Genomic DNA, 19,837 nt, shown 5'->3' with positions numbered 1-19,837 from the left:
CTCAGTCGTCGGCGGGTGCGTGGCTCGTCCCGTCGAACAGCGGCGTCCCGTCGGCCTGTGGCCCGAGTCGCGGCCCGTCGGGAGCGTCGACGTCGATCTCGCGCACCTGCCGGTAGTCCGTCGAGCGCTCGGCGGGTGTCCGCCCGATCGCCGAAATCATCTCGACGTACTCGTCGAAGCTCCGGTACTCGCCGAACTCGCCGCCCGCACGCTTGGTGATCTCCTCGGAGAGGATGGTGCCCATGAAATCGTTCGCGCCACACGAGAGCATCTTGAGCCCCTGCTGGTCGCCGTACTTCACCCAGCTCGACTGGATGTTGTCGACGTTGTCGAGGAACAGCCGCGAGACAGCGATCATCAACTCGTCCTCGTCGTCCGTGGCTCCTGATTCGACGATGCCGCGCTCGGCGAGCGGCGTGTTCGGGTGAATAAAGGAGAGGGGAACGAACTCGGTGATCGCGCCCGTCTCGTCCTGTAGCTCGCGCACGCGCTGGAGGTGTTTCACCCGATGGGCCGCGTTCTCGACGTGGCCGTACATGATCGTCGCAGTCATGTCGAGACCAACCGCCGCGGCCGCCCTCATCGCCCGTAGCCAGCCGTCGGTGTCGATCTTGCCCGGACAGATGACGTCGCGCACCTCGTCGACGAGGATTTCGGCCGCGGTTCCGGGCACCGAATCCAGGCCTGCCTTCTGGAGGCGGCCGTACACTTCCTCGTAGCTCCAGTCGGTGCCGCGGCGGGCGTGGTAGGCCTCCTCCGGCGTCATCGAGTGGAGGTGGATCCCACTCGTGCTCATCGCATCCATCTGTTCCAGATAGGTGCCCGGATCGGTGTCGTAGGCCGCCGGCGGGCGGTAGTTCACCGTCTTCGCGGCGTCGTCGTAGTTCGCCAGGATCTCGTGGTGTTCGTCGTCGAGCGCGAAGGCGGGATGGAGCCCCGAGACCGATGTGACTTCGTATATACCGCGTTCGGCGGCCCGCTCGACGATCTCGCGGGAGTCGGCCGGCGTCTTGGTGAACCCGCCGTGGTCCTCGTCGGCGTCCGATCGGAAGTGCTGGGAGCTATCCTTGAAATTGCAGAACAAGCATCCAGTGTTGCAGGCGGTCGTGACGTTGTTGTTGAGGTTCGCGACGAACGTGACCTGCTCGCCGACCGCTTCCGCGCGACGCCGGTCGGCGGCTTCGAGCACGCGCTCCTTTCGCTCGGGGTCGATCCCCTCGTCGTCGGTACCGGTCGTGATGAGTTCGATGCCGTCGGCGACCGCGAGCCGTTCGCCGTTCCGTGCTTTCCGGAGAGCGTTCTCGAACGACTGGTCGGTCGCGGGAACGCACTCGAAGCCGAACTCCCCGCGCGAGCGCTGCATGGTGTGACTGGCGCGGCGAACCCGTTAAAACCCCACGGTAGATGCGCTCAAACCGACTGGCCCGACGGCGCGTGATCGGTGAACTCGGCGTCGAGATCGGCGAAACAGTCGGGGCAGACCATCCGTATCGTCTCGGTCTCGTCGCCCGGACCGCTCTCGTCGATCAGGACGGCTCGGCAGTCGGGATACTCGCTCGGGCTGAGCTCGGTGCCACAGAGTGCGCAGTCCGTTCCGGCGGGCGTCGGATCGGGCGTCTCGCCGGGCGGGTCGGGATCGGTGCCGTTCGGCCGCGGCTCCTCGCTCATCGGTCGCCCCCGTCGAACCGAGCGTTCAGTTCGTTCCAGCAGCCCCGACAGAGCCGGTAGGACGCCTGCTCGTCGGTCCCATTCGAATGGTTTTCGAGCCGGATACGCCACTGTGACTCGCCGCGTGCATTACATCTGTCGCAGATGGTTTCGGTCATGTTCTGTGCGATCGAATAGCTGTTTGGTGACGGAGCGACCTATATGTTTGCTCGCGGGATGACAACCGCTTAGTTCGCCGCCGGCGAGGTCACCCCATGACCAGCGTCAAGGAGTTCCGCGTCGAGCAGCCCGCGACGCCCGACGAACTCGGTTGCGGACGGTTCGTCTTCACCGACGCCTACTCGATCTTCGACTGGGGGCGCATGCCCGACACGATCCCCGGGAAGGGGCGGAGCCTCTGCACGATGGGCGCACACAACTTCGCGCTGCTCGAAGCCGAGGGCATCCCGACACACTACCGCGGCGTCGTCGCCGACGGTTCGGTGGTCGAGCTCGCCGACACCGACAAGCCGCCGCGCGAGATGGCGATCGAGCTCGCACAGGTGCCCGAACTCCCCATCGAGAACGGCGACTACGAGTACGGGAAATTCCACGCCGACGCGGGTGACAACTACCTGATCCCGCTCGAAATCGTCTTCCGGAACACGGTGCCGGTTGGGTCGAGTCTGCGCTCGCGCCGCGATCCCGAGGACGTGGGCCTCGACGCCGCGGAGTGGCCCGACGAATCGGTGAGATTGCCGGAGCCGGTCGTCGAGTTCTCGACGAAGTTCGAGGAGCAGGACCGCTATCTCACGCGGGAGGAAGCGGACGCGATCGCCGGTCGGGCGATGCTCGACGAACTCGCGGCGCTCGCGCGCGAGGTGAATCGCGTCGTGACCGAACGAGCGCGAGAAGTGGGGCTGACTCACGAAGACGGTAAAATCGAGTGTCTCTACCACGACGGTGAGGTGCGCGTCGCGGACGTCGTCGGCACCTTCGACGAGAACCGGTTCTCGTACGATGGCCACGAGATCTCGAAGGAGGTGCTCAGACAGTACCACAAGCGCACCCAGCCCGAGTGGGTGGCGGCCGTCTCCGCGGCGAAAGGGGAAATCGAAGAGACCGACGGAACCGACTGGCGAGCGCTCTGCGAGCGCGATCCGGAGCCGCTCGCCGCGGACGTCGTCACGACCGCGAGCGATCTCTACACCGCCGGCGCGAACGCCTACGTCGGTCGCGAGCTGTTCGACGCGCCCGAACTGAGCGCCGCGGTCGAGGCTGCGAGCGAACTGCCGTAGTTCCGTTTCACAATCCCCCCCCCTTCTACCCGACTCGGAAGTCGTTGCGTAGCGGGCACGAAACATCGGTAGCCAGCGGGTCGCTCTGGAGTGCAATCGGAGATGGTTTCGATCGACGCCATCCGAAGCGCTTTCGCCCGCCGGGATCCGCCACCCGATATGACCGCCTACACCGCCGTCGTCACCGTGCGACTGAAGCGGGGCGTGCTCGATCCCGAGGCCGAGACCACCCGGCAGGCGCTCTCGCGACTCGGTTTCGAACTGGAGGAGCTCCGCGCGGCCGACCGCTTCGAGATCGACCTCGACGCCGAGAGCGAAGCGGCCGCCGCCGAGCGCGCCGAATCGATGGCCGAACGGCTGCTCGCCAATCCCACGATCCACGACTACGCGGTCGAAATCGAGAACAGATGACGGTAGCAGTGATCCAGTTCGGCGGCTCGAACTGCGACCGCGACGCCGTGCGCGCACTCGACGCGGTGGGCGTCGACGCCGAACGCGTCTGGCACGAGAACGGACTCCCCGACGACCCCTCAGGCATCGTCCTTCCTGGAGGCTTTTCCTACGGCGACTACCTCCGGGCCGGCGCGATGGCCGGACGCGCACCCATCGTCGAAGCGGTCCGCGACGCCGCGCGCAAGGGCGTGCCGGTGCTCGGGATCTGCAACGGCGCGCAGGTCGGCTGCGAGGCGGGGCTGACACCCGGTGCATTCACCACGAACGCGAGCGCGCGCTTCCAGTGCGAGCACGTCCATCTCCGCGTCGAGAACGCCGAAACACCCTGGACGCGCGCGTTCGAGGCGAGAGAGGTCATCTCGCTCCCGATCGCCCACGGTGAGGGACGCTTCGAGATCGGCGAGGAAGAACTCGCCACCCTCGACGACGAGGATCGGATCCTCTTTCGCTACTGTGACGAGGACGGAAACGTGACGCCGGCAGCGAATCCCAACGGCTCGACGGGCGCGGTGGCGGGTCTCTGCGGCGAAGACGAGCACGTCGCCGTGTTGATGCCCCACCCCGAACGGGCCACGCTGCCGGAACTCGGCGGCACGGACGGTCAGGGCGTCCTGCGTGCGTTCGCCGAGTGAAGGCGGGCGACCGTGACTTTTTGTTCGTGAATACGGTATCGACTCACATGGGTGAGCGTGCGTGTTATCGTGCGGTCTGTCCGAACTGTGATCTCCAGCTCTCGATCGCCGACGAGACCTGTCCCGAGTGTGGGGCCGAGATCGACGCGGACGACTGATCACGAACTGACGAGTCGGCAGCCGACGGTCGATCCGTAGCGAAACGGTCCGCCGAAGGGTCGCTATCGCGCCAGCGGCATCCCGTAGCTCTTCTCGCGCTCCATCACCGCCTCCCAGGTTCGCTCGCATTCGCAGGAGACCTGCTCGAACACCGAAGGATCCTGTCTGAGATCGAAGTCCTTGATAGCAGTTTGAACGTGATCGTCGCACTCCCCGCAGTTGTGTGGACCGCGATCGGAGCCGTGGCCCACCGGATCGGAGATCACGAGCGCGTCGACATCCGCGGTCTCGTAAAGGACTTCGGCCACGGACCAGAGCCACGGCGGGCGGTAGCCGCCGTCGTGATACAGTTCCTCGACCATCGTGTGGCGCTGGACATTGGTAGGGTTCATCGAGACGGTGTGGGCGTACTCCGCACAGCGCTCGACCGAGGAGATCATGTCCGCGACAGCTTCGGACTCGCTGAGGAAGGGCGGTTTCATCAGGAGATAGGCCTTGATGCCGGCACCCGCGTCGCGGGCCTGTTCGCTCGCCGCGACGAAATCGTCGAAATCGAAGTACTTGTTCACGCAGTCGTGGCGCACCCGATCCGTGGCGGTCTCCAGTCCGACCGCCACGTCGACCGCGAGCCCCTGCTCGGTGAAGTCGGCGAGACGATCGTGTTCGACGAAATCCGGCAGCGACTCGACGACGATGCGCTCGCGGTCGCCGAAGGCCTCGGCGATCGCTCGTCGGGTCTCGGCGGGCACCTCGCGCTCGTCGAGAAAACTGCCCGACGTGTAGATCTTGATCAGCGGACACGGTCCGTCGGCGTGTTCGCGTTCGTGTTCGAGGCAGACGTCGAGCTGGTCCATGAGGGCGTCGTGGGCGACTGTCCCGCCCTCGACCGATTCGGCGACGTAGCCACACATCGTACAGCCGCCGGCGCGCGCCCAGCGACAGCCACCCGTGTTGAGGATGATCGTCAGGCTGTCCCGCACGCCGTCGGGCGTGTTGTCCTCGTCGACCCAGACCCGTGTGGGTTCGTGCGGATCGTAGGTCTGGTCGTTGCGCGCGCGGATCTCGCGCATCGCGGCGTTGTGGGCGTCCATGCCCTTCCCCGCCTCGTAGACCTCGGGGCTCGGCTGGCTCATTGGACGATATACCCCGTGGAGCGGCAAAACCCCACCGCCCCGCCGACGCCCGTCCCCGATACTTCCCGTCGCCTATCGCTCCTCGACGTGACGGACGTCGACGGCCATCCCGCGGGAAGCCTCGGTCATCGCGCGCCCGTGCATCGTCGCGCGCCCGATCGCGAACGCCTTCGGTCCCCTGACGACGACCTCGTCGCCGACACGGATCTCCTCGCTCGCCTCGACGATCCCCGGCGCGAGCACGCTGCCGTGGGGGACGAACTCGTCGATCTCGACGGTCTTGGTCGGTGCATCGCTCGCGACCCAGCGGTGTGCGCCCGCGAGTGTGAGCGCGAGCGTTCCGTACTGGGGCACCATCGTGGCGAGATGGTCGTCACCGTGGACTCTGAGCTTCGGATAGCGCCCCTCCGTCGAGATCTCCTCGAAGAGCGCGTCGCCGGCAGCGGGGCCGAACTGGTAGTCGGCGATGGCTCGGACGGTGTTGTGCTCGCGCTCGCGTTTGGAGTACTTCAGCTCGCCCGAGAGCGCGTCGGCGAGGTTCGATAGGGAGCCACTCGTCGTGGGGTGGGCTTCGACCGTGTACTCGAACTCGGTGTCGAGGCTCTCCTCGACGCGCTCGGTGATCCGTCGGTAGTCGTCGGGCACGTGAGCGATCACCCGCGGGTAGTCGTTGCGTTCGAGGTAGGCTTCCAGGACGCTGGCGACGAACTCGACCTCGCCGGCGGTCCACTCACCCGTCACGACGGAGTCGTAGTGCTGGGCCGGGTAGGTGCATTCGAGCTCCTGGGGCACGACGCCGATAGGCGAGGTCATCGAGACGGTGTGCGCCCGGAAGCCGATCGCGTCGTGGAACTGTCCGTGGCTCTGGGACTCGCTGTAGGGTTTCGTCGCCGAACAGGGCACGAGCACGAGCGGGTTGGCAAACCGATTTCTATACCGCTCGGTCACGCGCTCGGCGAAGCGCTGGATCTCGACGCGTCGAAGGCTCTCCTCGCTCGCGGCGAGCAGTTCGTCGCGCCGGAAGACCGGTGCGTGCGCTTCGAGATACGAATACTGCTGGTCGAACCGACGGAGAGCGGCGGTGAGCCACGCCTCGTGGCGAGCCTGACCCTCCAGATAGTCGCGGAGTCGACCCCGACGGATGCGACCCCGCACGGTCGCGATCCGGGCGCGGAGCACGTTCTCGTTGTGGGCCGCACAGTCCTCGCGATCGAATTCGTCGATCCCCTGCTGGCAGGCCGGACAGGCACAGGGCAGCTCGTCGAGATCGACGAGGAACTGCTCGCCGTCGCTCGTGAGATACTTTCCTTGCGTACCCTTCACGACCGCGCGATCGGCGTCGAACAGGTCGACACCCGCGTACGCGAGCAGGGCGACGTTGGCCGGCGTCGCCACACCCGGCAGATAGAGCGCCGCGTCGTCGGGGATCGCACGCTTCACGTCGACGATCCCTTCGACGAACGCGCGGGCGTGGCCGACGAGCCCCTGTGCGTCGGAGAGGACGTAGGCGTCACTCCCATGATCGTTAGCTGTTCCCGACGAGAGCACCGCGGCGCTCGGCCCATCGATTTCGGGTGAGTCGACCGCGAACGCCGACTGGACTTCGTCGGGCGTACCGGTCGGCAGCGCTCGGTGTGGAAGAACGGTGAGTGAATCCGGATCGCCGGTGGGCGTCTCGCGCGCTTCGGGCCAGAGACTGCCCGCATCGTCGATCCGGTCGCCGACGAGCGCGGGCGTCGTGAGCGACTCCGTCAGTCGGAGTTCGCCGATGCGCGCCGGCCCGTCGCGCGCGTGGATTTCGAAGAACTCGGTCATGGCTCCCCCTCGCCGCGCTCCTCGTATTCGTCCATCGATTCGAGCGGCGAACATCGAACCCGATCGGGAACCGTTTCGAGCGCGCGCTCGGGCCAGTTCCGGTGGGCGAGCGTGAACTCGGTGGCGGGGTTCGCCGCCACGAGCTTCGCCACCCCGCTCGCGGCACTCTCGTAGGCCGGATCGTCGAGTCGTTCGGGCACCTCCGCGGTGAGCGGGTACGTCTCCGAGAGCGCGCGCGGGAACGGACCGAACGGCGGGACGACGCGCCAGGATTCGTCGTACGCGGCGTTGGTGTCACCCTCGGTCAGCAGGATATCACCATCGACCGAGAGCCGTGCGAGGCGCTCGTGATGGCGACGGACCTCGGGCCGACGGGCGCTCTCGGCGGAGAGATGGAAGAAAGCGTCTTTCGAGGCCGAATCCTCGGCTTCGAGCTGGTCAGCGTGATCGAGCAGCGCGCGATAGCCGTCGAGCATCGCGGGATGGCCGCGGGCGCGCGCCTCGACGAGTTCGAGCAGATCGCCCCGGCGGATGGCCTGCTTGATGCGCCGGAGCTCGCCGAAGCTCACGTGGAGGTTGTGCTCGGCCAGGCGCGTCTCGCGCTCGTCGTCGGGCATCGCGCGGAGTTCGTCGGGCGTGTGCGCGACACAGACCGGGCACTCGCAGGGGAGATATTCGAGCTCGGAGAGGCGTTCGGTGCCCCGAACGGTGAGATAGCGGTCGTCGCGCGCGTAGAGCGCGTAGGCCGCCGAGTCGAACAGATCGCAGCCGAGCGCGACCGCGAGCGCGAACATCATCGGATGGCCCGCGCCAAAGAGGTGGACGGGCGAGTTCGAACCCAGTCCGCGCTTCGCGGCCGCGACCACGTCGACCATTTTCCCGTACTCGTAGGCGTTCATCAGTGGCACGACCGCGCCGATCGGGTGGATATCGAGCCCGGTCGCGCGGGCGTCGCGGGCGGCTCGCTCGCGGAGATCGGTGTAGACGCCACCCTGCACCGGGGCGTTGACGAGCATCTCGCCGGTGTCGACGTCCTGGATCGATTCGAGTCGATCCTGTGTGGTCGCGAGCTCGTCGGCGGCGCGCTCGCGGCCCGCCTCGGGCGGCGTCGGGATGTCGACCGGCGTGCCGATGTCGGAGCCGATCCGATACTGGAAGTCCAGTATTTCGGCGCTCGTGACGTCGATCTCGCCGTATTCGGCCAGTTGGAACGATCCCGAGTCGGTCATGATCGCGCCGGAGAAATCGAGAAATTCGTGGAGGCCTTTCGAGAGCACCTCCTCGCGGTAGTCGCTCTGGGAAATGATATAGCCGTTAGTGATACATATCTCCGCACCGAACTCGTTTTCGAGCCGCGCGGGCGAAATCGTCTGGAGGTTTGGGTTGACGACGGGCATGAGTGCGGGCGTCTCGACAACCGTGTCGGATCGCGGCACTCGAAGCTCGCCGATGCGGCCGGCGGCGTCGGCGCTGCGGAGTTCGAAAACGTCGTTCATGGGGTGAGTCGACCGTCGCGTGTCTAAGGCACTCCGCTTTCCGCACCGAAGCGGGCGTGATAGAGCAGGCAGAGCGCGCTGCGCCCGTCGCGGAGGTCGTCGTCCGCGATCGCGCCGAGCAGATCCTCGTATTCCGCCGTATCGACCCGAATCGTTTCGTTGTCGTCCAGTTCCTGTGAGCCCGTGGGTCGACAGCCATGCGCGACGAAGTGATGATGGACCGAGTCCGCGAGCCCGTTGAGCGGCTCGACGGTCGTGAGGTGGTCCATCTCGTCGGCGACGTAGCCCGTCTCCTCCTCGAACTCGCGTCGCGCCGCCTGCTCGATGTTTTCGTCGGGCTCGACGGTGCCGGCCGGCAACCCGCGATTCACGCGCTCGACCGCCTGTCGCCACTCCTCGATGACCACGACCTCGTCCGCCGGCGTGAACCCCAACACGACGACGGCGGCGGGTTCGGTGACTGAATCGAATTCCGTCTCGGTGCCGTCCGGCAGGCGCACCCGCTCGTTGACGACGTCGAACCCCGGATAGGAGTAGGCCGTGCTCGATTCGAGTGTCTCCCACGCGAGCGGATCGAAGTCACTCATTTGAGAAACTCCTCCAGGAGATCGGTCACGGGCTCCGAAGCGTCGTTTTGCACCCAGTGGCTCGCTTCGGGAAGGCGTTCGATACGAACGTCTGGAACCCAGCGATCGAGTCCGTCGAGCAGTTCGGTGCCGAGCGCGCGATCCTGCTCGCCCCAGATCACGAGGGTTTCGGCTTCGATCGTCGGGTGTCGTGCGTTCGATTCCGCAAGCCCGACCCAGCGGCGCAACTGGGAGCGACCGAACGCCCGATAGTAGTCGATCGCCGCCGTGAGCGCGCCGGGGCGGGAAATCGCGTGCTCGTACCGTTCGATGACCGACTCGTCGAACGCCGTCGGGTTCGATGGGTCGGTTCGCAACAGCGCGCCGAGCCAGCCATCGGTGCGTCCCAGAATCGCCTCGGGAACCTGGGGCAGCTGGAAGAACAGCGCGTACCAGGAGCGAGCGAGCTGTGCCGGCGAGCGCAGTTCGCGTTCGAGTGCTTCGGGATGCGGTGCGTTCAGCACCGCGAGGCGATCGAGGCGATCGGGTCGCCGATGGCCGAGTTCCCACGCGATGACCCCACCCCAGTCGTGCCCGACGATATTTGCGCGCTCGACCCCGAAGTGATCGACGAGTTCGACGACGTCGTCGACGAGCCGATCGAGACGATAGGAACCGACGCCGGACGGTTTCTCCGAGCGGTTGTACCCACGTAGATCCGGCGCGACGATGTGAAAACCCGCCGCAGCCAGCGAGTCGATCTGGTTGCGCCACGCGTACCAGAACTCGGGGAAGCCGTGCAACAGCACTACGAGCGGATCGTCCGGATCGCCGGCTTCGACGTAGTGGAGCACGATACTGTCGAGTTGCGCCCACTCGTGGGTCCACGGCTCGTGTTCCGGATCGTTCATACCGCAGTCCTCGCAAACATAAACTTCATGCGACGATATCGAATTCGGGATTCAGCTCGATGGCCGCTCATCGTCCACCCACGTCCTCACGCTCGACGCCGTCGAATTCGAGGACGAACTCCGGGCCGAACGCCGACGCGGGTGTCTGGAATCCGGATTCGATGTCGTCATCGCAGACACGTCGGGCGATCTCGGTCGCGGTCCGCGCGGTGAACTCGTAGGTGTCGGGCGTCCGGAGGCGGGCAGCGACGCGCTTACCGTCGCCCTCGATCTCGCCCCAGATCCGGGTGGTACTCCGGGCACGCTCGTCGGCCGTCGGGCCGCTGACAGTCGCATCGACGATCCCCTTGAGCGCGCGCTGGATCGGCGAAACACCGAGGAGGGAGGTCAGCGGCCCCGTTTTCCGCATCATCGTCGCGGCGTAGCTCGGAATCGTCGCGTAGGTCTCGACGTTCGGGATCCCGGTCGTGTAGTACGCCGTCGAGACGTCACCCCACGGGATCGTCACGGCCGTGCTCGCACCGCCGCCGAGATCGATATCGCGAACCTTCCAGGCCGGCGGTACGCTCTCGATCGCGCCGTCGATGCGCGCCGCGCCACCCTGCGAGAGCCCCTCGATGACCGACTTCAGCGTGCCCGGCGAGAAGGTTCCCAACCCGTCGATCGCGAGGCTGAGACGGTCGGCGTCGGAGTGTTTCGTGTGGAGATACGCCGCGAGACAGTCGGTCGGCACCACGTCGAACCCGACGCCCGGTAGCAGCGTCACGTCGGCCTTCTCGGCGTCGCGATCGCGCTCGGCGGTGGCCTCGAAGGCGGCGATCTCGCCGGTGATGTCGAGGTAGTCGGTGCCGGTCTCGATGCACGCAGCCACGAGCGGGTCGGCTGTCGCCGAGAACGGTCCGGCACAGTTCAATATGACGTCGAACTCGCTAATGTTCGATTCGACGACCGTCGGATGATCGAGGCTGAACACGCGATGGTCGAGCCCGCGATCGGTCGCCTGGCGCTCGACGGGTTCGGCCCGCCGGCCAGCGAGTGTCGGCTCCAGCCCCTCCTCGTCGGCGGTTTCGGTGATGAGCGCGCCGGTATAGCCGTACGAGCCGTAGATAAGCAGGTCGTCTCCCATGCGTCCGCGTTGTACGGGCACGGAGAAAACTCACAGGGGTCGCGGGAGCTATCGGAACGTTGCTCGCGCACGCTGGACGTAACTGTTGTCCGCCCAGCTCCGAACGTCGCCGATCTCGTCCAGTGCCGCCGTGGCAGCTGCTTCGGTCAGTAGCTCGTTGTGGACGAACACTGCCAAGAGCTTCGGCGTCGTCACCAATCGGGTATCGACTAGCGATGCGTGGACGAGGCCAAGCTGGTTGAACTCGTCACAGAGGAACAGCTCCGCATCGTGGTCGTTCGCGAGCGTCACGGCAGCGTTCTCACCGTCGTCGAGCGGGAAATCGGCATCGAGATCGATCCGACGAACGTCGATTCGCTCCAGTCGATCGAGGACGGCTCCCGCCGCACGCCCGTGTTCGTCGGCGTACGACGCGATGTCTCGGAGTTCGTCCCGAACTTCGGTCGCAGTGAGGACGGTGTATTGCGAGAGCAGACGGTCGAGCGGTGACGGATCGCGGGCAGCCACGACGCCGAGGCTGACCAGCGCCGACGTATCGGCAACGACGCTCGTCATCTACAGTTCGGCCAGTTCATCGGTGAGCGATTCGTCGAGCTGGCGCTTCAGAACCCGGAAGTTCGCCGCCTCTTCGGGACCAACGAGCGCTTTCAGTTCCGCGAACTCGATCTCGTCGTCGTAGTACGCGCCCGCGATCTCCTGTGTGAGCCGATCGTCGTGGGCGGCGTCCCGGAGATATTCGCGCAGCGCGTCGGTCAACACGTCCGTGCGATCGGTGCCGAGGACCGTCGCCAGCGCATCCGTACGCTCGATGAGTTTCTCGGAAGCGCGGAACTGGACGCGGCGTTTATCGGTGCTCATCGAACCTATATTAAGCGTCGACCCGCAAAACGTTTGTGTACGTTGTGAGCCAAGCGGATGCATTCCGACGACCGCCAATGACAGGTCTACGGGATTTCCCATCCAACCGGTCCGATACTGTGGTATCGGAGGGCGGCATCCGCGAGCGAACGTAGTGAGCGAGCGGCCAAGGAACCCCTTAGCGGAGCGAAGGGGTAACGCAGGCTTTTGATCCACATTTTGCCAGTAGAGCGGGTGCTAGCGAGCGGAACGCAGCAAAATGTGGGGGATGTATGGGCCGGCGCGAATTCGAATCGCGGTTACGGCCACCCGAAGGCCGAAGGATACCAAGCTACCCCACCGGCCCGCAGTCGGACTCACGGTCACGAGCGTGTTAACCTTTCCGTTCTACCCGGTCGCGGTGAGATAGACCGCGACGACCGCGAGCACGATGCCCGCGCTCTTCTTGAGCGTCAGCGAATCGTCGAGAAAGAGCACGCTCAGGGCCGTGCTGCCGACGAGGAACATGGCGTAGACGGGCGTGACGATGCTCACCGGGCCGGCCGCGAGCGCGCGGTAGTACGCGAGAATGCCGACCGCGAGGAACACGCCCGCACCGAGCATGTAGAGCGCTGTCCGCCCGCCGAAGTACGACGTCAGCGATTCGTTCTCGTAGACGGTGAGACCGACCGCCGAGACGAGGAGAACGCCGTTGGCGACCATCGCGACCACGCTCGACGGCGCGTTGTCCATCGCGAGCGACGCCAGCGGGGTGAAGATGCTGTAGCCGACGAGCGCGATGAGCGCCCAGCCGAGATAGTGCATGTTCACTCGACTCGTGCGGGTCGTACATACCCTTTAGCTTCGGCGCTCGTCAGTAGCGCGCGAAGCCACTGGTGTCGAGCCAGTTGTGCGCGACCGTGATCGCGTGGTCGGCGTGGAGCCGTTCGGGCCCCAGACGCACCCGCCGGTCGGCCCGCTCCGTGAGTAACTCCGCCTCACGCGCGATGAAATCCCGATGATCCGAGAGCACGAACGCCGGATCAGCCGGCACGTCGCTCTCGACGACCGGTTCACCCTCCTCGTGGAGTTCGAGCAGCGTGCCATCGAGTTCGTCGAGCACGCCCGCGAGCCCGCGCCGCGAGATCGACACGCCGGGTGAACTCTCGGCGGCCATGTGGCCGATCGCGCCGTCCTTTTCGTCGAGCGCTCCGCGCACGAGCGCCGCCGTCGAGCGCTCGTCGGGATTGAGGTTTCTGAGTGCGGAGCCCTCGAATCGGATCGCGAACTCGTCCCGGAGGACGAGCCAGACACGAGTGTCCTCGCGGATCGCGTGCGAGAGACAGAACGCCGAGTTCACGCAGCGACAGAGCACGTCCAGTCGCCCGGCTCCCGTGAGATCGTCCAGCGAGAGATCGGCGTCGAGCGGCACTTCGTGACCGAGAACGACGAACTGGCGCATGACGTGACTCACTACTCGATCGGAATAGCGCCGTCGATCACCAGGTCAGGCCTTCGTAGGTCATCCCGTCCCGGGAATCGACGATGCGCCGGCCGTCGACGACGATCTGCTGTTCCATGTCGTCGAATTCCCCGTCGAGCGTCGCGAACTCGTCCCAGTCGGTGACGACGAGCGCGCCGTGAGCGTCGGCGAGCGCCGCTTGCGCCGACTCGACGTATTCGACATCGGGGAACTTTTCGGCCATCGCGTCGCTAGCGACCGGATCGTAGGCGGCCACGCTCGCCCCGCGATCGAGCAGGTCGTCGATGACGAGCGTCGCGCGCGACCCACGGATGTCGTCCGTTCCGGGTTTGAACGCGAGTCCGAGCACGGCGATCCGTCGGCCTTCGACATTGGTGTGCCGTTCGAGCAGATCGAGCATCCGCCGGGGCTGGCCGTCGTTGACCGCGACCACGCTGTCGAGCAGTTCCGGCTCGTAGCCTGCCTCGCGGCCGGCTGCGCGGAGGGCATCGGTGTCCTTCGGGAAGCACGAGCCGCCCCAGCCCACGCCCGACCGGAGGAACTTCGCCCCGATGCGCTCGTCGAGCCCGATGGCCTCCGCCACGTCGTAGGAATCGACGCCGAACTCCTTGCAGAGGTTGCCGAGTTCGTTGATGAGGCTGATCTTCCCCGCGAGGAAGACGTTGTTGGCGTATTTGACCATCATCGCCTCGCGACGACCGGTCTCGACGATCGGGATCCCGCCGTTGTCGGCGACGAGGGGCGCGTACAGTTCGTCGAGGCGATCGAGCGCACGTTCGCCCTCGGCTCCAAAGACGAGTTTGTCGGGCCCCATGAAGTCGGCGACGGCCGAGCCCTGGCTCTGGAACTCGGGGTTGACCGCGACGCCGAACTGCTCGCCAGCTTCCTGCCCTGAGACCTCTTCGAGCAGCGGTTCGAGCCGTTCCTCGACGGTGCCGGGGATCACCGTGCTCTTGACGACGACGAGGTGGTAGTCCTCCTTTTCGGCGAGAGCCTCGCCAACGTCGCGCGTACCGGCTTCGAGCGCGCCGAGATCGATGCTGCCGTCCTCGCGCGAGGGCGTCTGGAGCGCGAGAAAGGTGACGTCAGTCTCGCGGAGAGCAGCGTGATCAGTCGTCGCGTGCAGTCGCTCGCCGGCGTGTGTTTCGACCAGTTCGGCGAGCCCCGGTTCGTGGATCGGCGTCTCGCCCGAGTTGATCGTCTCGACGATCTCCGTGTCGATGTCGATGGCGGTCACCTCATGCCCGAGATCGGCGAGACACGCCGCGACCGTGGTGCCGACGTAGCCGCTGCCGACGACGCTCACGTTCATGGAACCCGTTCCACGGCGGCCGCTTTGAGGATTTGGATAGCTCAGCAATAGGAGTCGTGATTGACGAACGACGGTTTCCGGTCCGTCGGCGTCCGTATCAGTCCCAAACGGTCTCGTAGCCGGCATCGTGGATAATGCCGTCCGTCGTGAGGATCGCGTCCGTGCCCTGTGCTCGGTGGCTACTGACGATCAGGGCGTCGTGGATGCTGAACGCGTCCACCACCTGCGCGTACTCGACCAGTTCGGCGTCGTCGACTGGTGCGACGGCGACGGGACCGTTTCCAACCAGTGCCTGTCGGGCGTCCTCCGGCGTTCCCGTGAGGGTGATACCGCGGACGTCTTTGTCGCGGGAGACCGAATACAGCACTTCGGCGAGCGCCGTGCTCGGTGCCTGAATGACGGTTTTCGCGGCTTCGGCCTCGGTGAAAACCCGATCCGCCCCGCTCGGGAGCGCATCGACGAGATAGACGAGGAGGGCGACGGCGTCGGCGGTGTACGTCGACATTAGATTTCCTCGTAGTTGCGATCCCGACGGTCACGAACGCGCTGTGCCAGTTCGTCGGCGATCTCCGCACGCTTTCCCTCGGAGATATCGTCGGGTACGAGCATTCCGCGCCCGCTGGTGCGCGTACGCTTCTGCACGACGATGCCCTCGTCGGTGTCGACCCAGACGACCTCGTCACCGGGCTCAAGATCGTATTTTTCACGGAGTTCCTTCGGAATCGTCGCCTGTCCCTTCTCCGTGACGCGTGTGGATTCGCTCATACTCAGTAATACTTGCTGTATTACCTTAGTCCTGTGGGGCAGGGATGAGTGAGCTCTGCAGCCACACAGAAAGATGCGTCAGCGGAGATAGATTCCACTATTGCCCTCTCGGCATCAGCCAGCAACGATTGCTATCGTCGCTTATGGTTTATCGTCGAGTGACGACAGATATTTGCGACGGCCCCCGCGTTGTAGGCCCATGAAAGCCGTCGTGCTGGCCGCCGGCGAGGGCACGCGCCTCCGGCCGCTGACCGAGGACAAACCGAAGGGGATGGTCGAGATCGATGGGAAGCCCATCCTCACGCACTGTTTCGAGCAGCTGGCCGAACTCGGCGCGAGCGAACTGCTCGTGGTCGTCGGCTACCAGAAGGAGGTCATCATCGAACACTACGGCGACGAGTTCGCGGGCATCCCGATCACCTACACCCACCAGCGCGAGCAGGCTGGCCTCGCCCACGCCCTCCTCACCGTCGAGGAACACATCGACGACGACTTCATGCTCATCCTCGGCGACAACGTCTTCGAGGCGAACCTCGCGGATGTCGTCGATCGCCAGCGCGAAGACCGCGCCGACGCCGCCTTCCTCGTCGAGGAGGTCCCGATGGAGGAAGCCGATCGCTACGGCGTCTGTGACACCAACGACTACGGCGAAGTCACCGACGTGATCGAAAAGCCCGACGAACCGCCGACGAACCTCGTCCTCACGGGCTTCTACACGTTCACGCCCGCGATCTTCCACGCCTGCCATCTCGTCCAGCCCTCCGCGCGCGGCGAGTACGAACTCTCCGAGGCCGTCGATCTCCTCCTCCGGTCGGGACGGACGATCGACGCCGTGCGGATGGACGGCTGGCGCATCGACGTCGGCTATCCCGAGGATCGCGACGAAGCCGAACGACGGCTTCAGGACGCACGTGGCGCACTCGACGGCGATGGAGAAGACGAGGCGAGCGCCAACGCCGTCGATACCGAGTAGCTACTGTCGCAGCCGCTCTCTGACCGTGTCTTCGAGCGAGCGTTCGACGCTCCAGCCGAGTACGTCGTGCGTTCGCGTCGTGTCGACCGGGAACCGATCGACCAGCGTCTCGCTCGCGCGCGGGTTCTCGATCAGTTCGACGTCGGGATCGGCCCCGCGCTCCTCGCGGGCGACGCGGGCGACGAGCTCGGCGATCTCCATCACACTGGGGTCCTCGTCGCTCGCGAGCTCGTACTTTTCCACTCCCGTCTCGCCGGCGGCGAGCTGATCGAACAGCCGCTCGGCGCTTCTGACGTAGGCACGAGCGACGTCCTCGACGTGGATGTAGTTGCGCGACTGCGTGCCCGGCTCGTGGACCGTGATCGTCTCGTCGGCGAGCGCACGGTCGATGAAGAAATTGGTGACAGTGCCCTTCGAGATCCGTTCGCCATCGATCTCGTGGTCACCGTAGAGATTGGATTTCAAGAACAGGTGTGCCGGGAACGCCCCGTCGACGAGTTCCTCGATGGCACGCTCGTTCAGCAGCTTGCTCCGTCCGTACCAGTTGAGCGGGTCACGCGGATGGTCGACGGTGATCGGAAACTCGACGGGATCGCCGATCGTCGCCATGCTGAACGGGAAAACCAGTCCCGTCCCTGTCTTCCGGCAGTACCAGGCCACGTTCTCGGTACCCTGGACGTTGACCTCGTAGGCGAGGTCCTTGCGGTTCTCGCAGTCGGGAACCCCCGAGAGGGCGGCGAGATGCATCACGATGTCCGCACCGTCGAGTGCGTGCTCCAGCCGGTCGCGGTTGCGGACGTCGACGTGTTCGACGGTTACATCGCCGATCGACCGGACGTCGCCCAGATAGAAGTTGTCGAGTGCCGTCACGTGCCAGTCGGGATGGTCGTTGCGGAGGTGTGTGACGACACAGCTGCCGATGTAGCCCGCCGCGCCGGTCACGGCGATCGTCGGCGCCTCGTGGTCGGGGTTCATCCGCGGAACCTCCGGGCGAGATCGCGGACGCCCTCGCGGAGGCCGATCGCGGGCTCGAAGCCCGTCTCGGCCACGCGATCGAAGTTCACGTGATAGGAGGGACCGGGATGTTCGTCTTCGAGGTATGTCACGTCCACAGTAGCAAGTTCCTCGCTAATGAGTGTAGCGACGTCGCTGATCCGGTAGTTCGCCTCGTTCGCCCCGACGTTGTAGACGGGTTCCGACCAGTCGTCGGGTGCGAGCGCCGCCTCACGGTAGGCGCGGGCGGCGTCGCGCGCGTGGATGAACGGCCGCCAGTTCGAGCCGTCGCCGTACACCGTCAGGGGCCGATCGGTGAGCGCGCGAAAGACGAACTGGTTGACGACGAGGTTGAACCGGATGCCCGGTGCGTCGCCGTGGACGGTGCTCAGCCGGAGCGCCGTCCCGTCGAGTCCGTACTCGTCGGCGTACTCGGCGAGGAGTTGCTCCGCTTCGTATTTCGTCTCGGCATAGGGGTTGATCGGGTCCGGCTCGATCCCCTCGTCGATGTCGGTGCTCGTCGCGCGCCCGTAGATGTTACACGAGGAGGCGAGGACGACGCGCTCGACGCCCATCTTCCGGGCGGCGGTGAGTACGTTGCGCGTTCCCTCGAGATTCGTCGCGTAGGTCTCATCGCGGCGGTCGTGCGTGCTGTCGGCACCGGTGATCGCCGCCAGATGAACGACGGTATCCACCCCGCGCATCGCGCTCTCGACGTCGCCGTACTCGCGGACGTCGCCCTGCCGGAACGCGATCGCCTCGACCGAGCCGCGCAGGTTTCGTGGCGAACCCGAGGCGAGCGAATCGAGCACGACTAGCCGATCCACGCGGTCGTCGTCGGCCAACAGGGGCACCAGCGCGCTGCCGATGTAGCCACAGCCGCCCGTGACGAGCAGGTCGCTCACGATTCGAGCATGTCCGGCAGGAAGCGGTCCTCGTGACTCTCGATCACCGAACGGCGATCGTTCATCGCGCCGACGACCTCGTCGATACCCGCCCGGAAATCGACCGACTGCCCGTCGATGAGATCGTCGTACTTCTCGTGGCGGATCTCCATCTTGTGTGTCTCGTCCTCGTCGCGCGGGTTCTCGACGTGTTCGACGTCGACGTCGAGCCCGTGCTCGTCGCCGACCGCCGCGATCGTCTCGGCGATCTCGACGATGCTGATCGCGCGTGTGGTCTGGTTGTAGACAGTGTGGGCGGCGGGGCGCTCGGCGTGATCGACGAGCGCGAGCCGCGCGAGCCCCTCGACGGCGTCGTCGAGACTCACGAACGGCTTTCGCTGCTCGCCCTTGCCGTACACCGTGAGCGGGTAGCCCGCGACCGCCTGCGCCGCGAAGCGGTGGGCGACGACGCCGAAGTAGTAGTCGAAGTCGAGGCGCGTCGCGAGACGTTCATCGGCGCGCGTCTCGTCGGTGCCCGCGCCGTAGACGATCGCCGTTCGTACGTCGCTGATCGGGATGTCGAACTGGCTGTGGGCCAGTCGGAGGTTGGCCGCGTCGTGGCTCTTGGTGAGGTGATACCAGCTCCCGGCCATCGCGGGGAAGGGCACCTCGTCGCGCTCGCCCTCGTTCTCCATCGTCGTACCGCCCTCCGGGATCGGGAACTCGGGCGCGCCGTAGACACCCGTCGTGGTCGTCTCGATGAAGTGGGTGTCGGTGAGCCCCGCTTCCTGAAGCCCCCAGACGAGGTTGCGCGTCGCCTGGAGGTTGTTGTGCTGGGTCTCGTTGGCGCGCTCGCCGTTGATCTGCGAGTAGGGTGCGGAGGGCTGGGCGGCAGTGTGGACGATCGCGCGCGGCTCATGCACCGCGAGCAGTCGGTCGACGAACGCCCGATCCGTGAGGTCGCCCTCGACGAAGGAGAGGTTCGTATAGCCCTGCTCCTCGGCGGCCGCCAGCCGGTCGTCCATCGAGGCGACCGCCGTGGCGCTCGTCGCGCCGAGCGAGGCGACCCACTCGCGGCGGGCGAAGTTGTCGACACAGAGCACGCGCTCGTCAGTGCGGTCGGCGATTCGCAGTGCGGTCGGCCAGCCGACGTAGCCGTCGGCCCCGGTGACGATGATCGACATTAGTTACTCGTCGTCCGAGTAACTCCCGGATGATCAAAACGTTTGCCGTTCTCGATCGCCCGGAGCACGATGCACGATAATGTATCCGACGGCCGATACGTGCCGATGCAGCCAGTCAGTGAAACCGACAGCGCGGCTGATGCGATGGATGGACGAACGACGAAAGGGAG

23 protein-coding genes and 1 tRNA gene are annotated in these 19,837 nt (G+C 65.8%); 4 read left to right on the top strand and 20 right to left on the bottom strand.

The genetic code is table 11. The features are described from left to right. Position 1: 1 nt before the first annotated feature. From cofH to C451_RS22635, 3 genes are read right to left on the bottom strand one after another with little or no spacing between them, the layout of a single operon-like run. Positions 2-1,363 carry a 7,8-didemethyl-8-hydroxy-5-deazariboflavin synthase subunit CofH gene (cofH, locus tag C451_RS10845; protein ID WP_007740499.1) on the bottom strand — a complete coding sequence of 454 codons (1,362 nt, stop codon included), beginning with the start codon at positions 1,361-1,363 and terminating at the stop codon, positions 2-4. A gap of 47 nt (positions 1,364-1,410) precedes the next feature. Then, the gene (locus C451_RS10840) at positions 1,411-1,668 is read right to left on the bottom strand and encodes a hypothetical protein (protein WP_007740496.1); all 258 of its coding nucleotides are present in this window, start codon (positions 1,666-1,668) and stop codon (positions 1,411-1,413) included. After that, positions 1,665-1,826: a hypothetical protein gene (locus C451_RS22635; protein ID WP_161605861.1), complete on the bottom strand. Its 162-nt coding sequence runs from the start codon at positions 1,824-1,826 to the stop codon at positions 1,665-1,667. The genes C451_RS10840 and C451_RS22635 overlap by 4 nt, the downstream gene beginning before the upstream one ends. A gap of 96 nt (positions 1,827-1,922) precedes the next feature. On the opposite strand from C451_RS22635, the gene C451_RS10835 reads away from it, so the two are divergent. From C451_RS10835 to purQ, 3 genes are all read left to right on the top strand, one after another. Next, complete coding sequence (locus C451_RS10835; protein ID WP_007740494.1) at positions 1,923-2,945, top strand: phosphoribosylaminoimidazolesuccinocarboxamide synthase; 1,023 nt, start codon at positions 1,923-1,925, stop codon at positions 2,943-2,945. Positions 2,946-3,104: 159 nt separating this feature from the next. Further along, positions 3,105-3,356 carry a phosphoribosylformylglycinamidine synthase subunit PurS gene (purS, locus tag C451_RS10830; RefSeq protein ID WP_007740493.1) on the top strand — a complete coding sequence of 84 codons (252 nt, stop codon included), beginning with the start codon at positions 3,105-3,107 and terminating at the stop codon, positions 3,354-3,356. Then, on the top strand, positions 3,353-4,030 hold the full coding sequence (gene purQ / locus C451_RS10825; RefSeq protein WP_007740491.1) for a phosphoribosylformylglycinamidine synthase I: 678 nt from the start codon (positions 3,353-3,355) through the stop codon (positions 4,028-4,030). Before purS ends, purQ begins: the two co-directional genes overlap by 4 nt. Positions 4,031-4,251: 221 nt before the next feature. On the opposite strand, the gene C451_RS10820 is transcribed toward purQ, so the two are convergent. The 14 genes from C451_RS10820 to C451_RS10755 all read right to left on the bottom strand — a co-directional run bounded on the left by C451_RS10820 (position 4,252) and on the right by C451_RS10755 (position 15,633). Further along, a complete protein-coding gene (locus tag C451_RS10820; protein ID WP_007740489.1) occupies positions 4,252-5,322 on the bottom strand; it encodes an archaeosine biosynthesis radical SAM protein RaSEA in 1,071 nt (356 codons plus the stop codon). 72 nt (positions 5,323-5,394) lie between these two features. Further along, complete coding sequence (arcS, locus tag C451_RS10815) at positions 5,395-7,137, bottom strand: archaeosine synthase subunit alpha (RefSeq protein WP_007740488.1); 1,743 nt, start codon at positions 7,135-7,137, stop codon at positions 5,395-5,397. After that, complete coding sequence (gene tgtA / locus C451_RS10810; RefSeq protein ID WP_007740486.1) at positions 7,134-8,633, bottom strand: tRNA guanosine(15) transglycosylase TgtA; 1,500 nt, start codon at positions 8,631-8,633, stop codon at positions 7,134-7,136. The genes arcS and tgtA overlap by 4 nt, the downstream gene beginning before the upstream one ends. A gap of 23 nt (positions 8,634-8,656) precedes the next feature. Beyond that, positions 8,657-9,220 (bottom strand): NUDIX hydrolase, encoded by a 564-nt coding sequence (locus C451_RS10805; RefSeq protein WP_007740484.1) that lies wholly within the window; start codon positions 9,218-9,220, stop codon positions 8,657-8,659. Then, positions 9,217-10,110 (bottom strand): alpha/beta fold hydrolase, encoded by an 894-nt coding sequence (locus C451_RS10800; protein WP_007740483.1) that lies wholly within the window; start codon positions 10,108-10,110, stop codon positions 9,217-9,219. The genes C451_RS10805 and C451_RS10800 overlap by 4 nt, the downstream gene beginning before the upstream one ends. A gap of 67 nt (positions 10,111-10,177) precedes the next feature. Then, the gene (locus C451_RS10795; RefSeq protein WP_007740482.1) at positions 10,178-11,236 is read right to left on the bottom strand and encodes a saccharopine dehydrogenase family protein; all 1,059 of its coding nucleotides are present in this window, start codon (positions 11,234-11,236) and stop codon (positions 10,178-10,180) included. Positions 11,237-11,284: 48 nt separating this feature from the next. Then, positions 11,285-11,791, bottom strand: coding sequence for a hypothetical protein (locus C451_RS10790; RefSeq protein WP_007740481.1), 507 nt, complete (start codon positions 11,789-11,791; stop codon positions 11,285-11,287). Beyond that, complete coding sequence (locus C451_RS10785) at positions 11,792-12,094, bottom strand: hypothetical protein (RefSeq protein ID WP_007740480.1); 303 nt, start codon at positions 12,092-12,094, stop codon at positions 11,792-11,794. 273 nt (positions 12,095-12,367) lie between these two features. Further along, a tRNA-Pro gene (locus C451_RS10780) sits at positions 12,368-12,440 on the bottom strand. A gap of 41 nt (positions 12,441-12,481) precedes the next feature. After that, positions 12,482-12,898 (bottom strand): EamA family transporter, encoded by a 417-nt coding sequence (locus C451_RS10775; RefSeq protein ID WP_007740479.1) that lies wholly within the window; start codon positions 12,896-12,898, stop codon positions 12,482-12,484. A gap of 49 nt (positions 12,899-12,947) precedes the next feature. Further along, positions 12,948-13,535, bottom strand: coding sequence for a tRNA (pseudouridine(54)-N(1))-methyltransferase TrmY (gene trmY, locus C451_RS10770; protein WP_007740478.1), 588 nt, complete (start codon positions 13,533-13,535; stop codon positions 12,948-12,950). 37 nt (positions 13,536-13,572) lie between these two features. After that, positions 13,573-14,868 (bottom strand): UDP-glucose 6-dehydrogenase AglM, encoded by a 1,296-nt coding sequence (aglM, locus tag C451_RS10765; RefSeq protein ID WP_007740477.1) that lies wholly within the window; start codon positions 14,866-14,868, stop codon positions 13,573-13,575. Between the two features lie 97 nt (positions 14,869-14,965). Continuing rightward, entirely contained in the window at positions 14,966-15,373 is a 408-nt protein-coding gene (locus C451_RS10760) for a hypothetical protein (protein WP_007740475.1), read from the bottom strand. Beyond that, a complete protein-coding gene (locus C451_RS10755; RefSeq protein ID WP_007740474.1) occupies positions 15,373-15,633 on the bottom strand; it encodes an AbrB/MazE/SpoVT family DNA-binding domain-containing protein in 261 nt (86 codons plus the stop codon). The genes C451_RS10760 and C451_RS10755 overlap by 1 nt, the downstream gene beginning before the upstream one ends. 199 nt (positions 15,634-15,832) lie before the next feature. Between C451_RS10755 and aglF the strand changes: the two genes are divergently transcribed. Then, the gene (gene aglF, locus C451_RS10750) at positions 15,833-16,606 is read left to right on the top strand and encodes a UTP--glucose-1-phosphate uridylyltransferase AglF (protein WP_007740472.1); all 774 of its coding nucleotides are present in this window, start codon (positions 15,833-15,835) and stop codon (positions 16,604-16,606) included. On the opposite strand, the gene C451_RS10745 is transcribed toward aglF, so the two are convergent. Genes C451_RS10745 through C451_RS10735 form a run of 3 tightly spaced genes read right to left on the bottom strand, consistent with a single transcriptional unit; the run spans position 16,607 to position 19,667 of the window. Next, on the bottom strand, positions 16,607-17,581 hold the full coding sequence (locus C451_RS10745) for an NAD-dependent epimerase/dehydratase family protein (RefSeq protein WP_007740471.1): 975 nt from the start codon (positions 17,579-17,581) through the stop codon (positions 16,607-16,609). It abuts the gene before it with no gap. Further along, complete coding sequence (locus C451_RS10740; RefSeq protein WP_007740470.1) at positions 17,578-18,504, bottom strand: NAD-dependent epimerase/dehydratase family protein; 927 nt, start codon at positions 18,502-18,504, stop codon at positions 17,578-17,580. Before C451_RS10740 ends, C451_RS10745 begins: the two co-directional genes overlap by 4 nt. Further along, a complete protein-coding gene (locus C451_RS10735; RefSeq protein WP_007740469.1) occupies positions 18,501-19,667 on the bottom strand; it encodes an NAD-dependent epimerase/dehydratase family protein in 1,167 nt (388 codons plus the stop codon). The genes C451_RS10740 and C451_RS10735 overlap by 4 nt, the downstream gene beginning before the upstream one ends. Between the last annotated feature and the right edge of the window lie 170 nt (positions 19,668-19,837).

This window comes from Halococcus thailandensis JCM 13552, assembly GCF_000336715.1.
GTDB lineage: Archaea > Halobacteriota > Halobacteria > Halobacteriales > Halococcaceae > Halococcus > Halococcus thailandensis.
The sequence above is the reverse complement of the archived record's forward strand: the minus strand, read 5'-3'. Positions and strand labels throughout refer to the sequence as shown.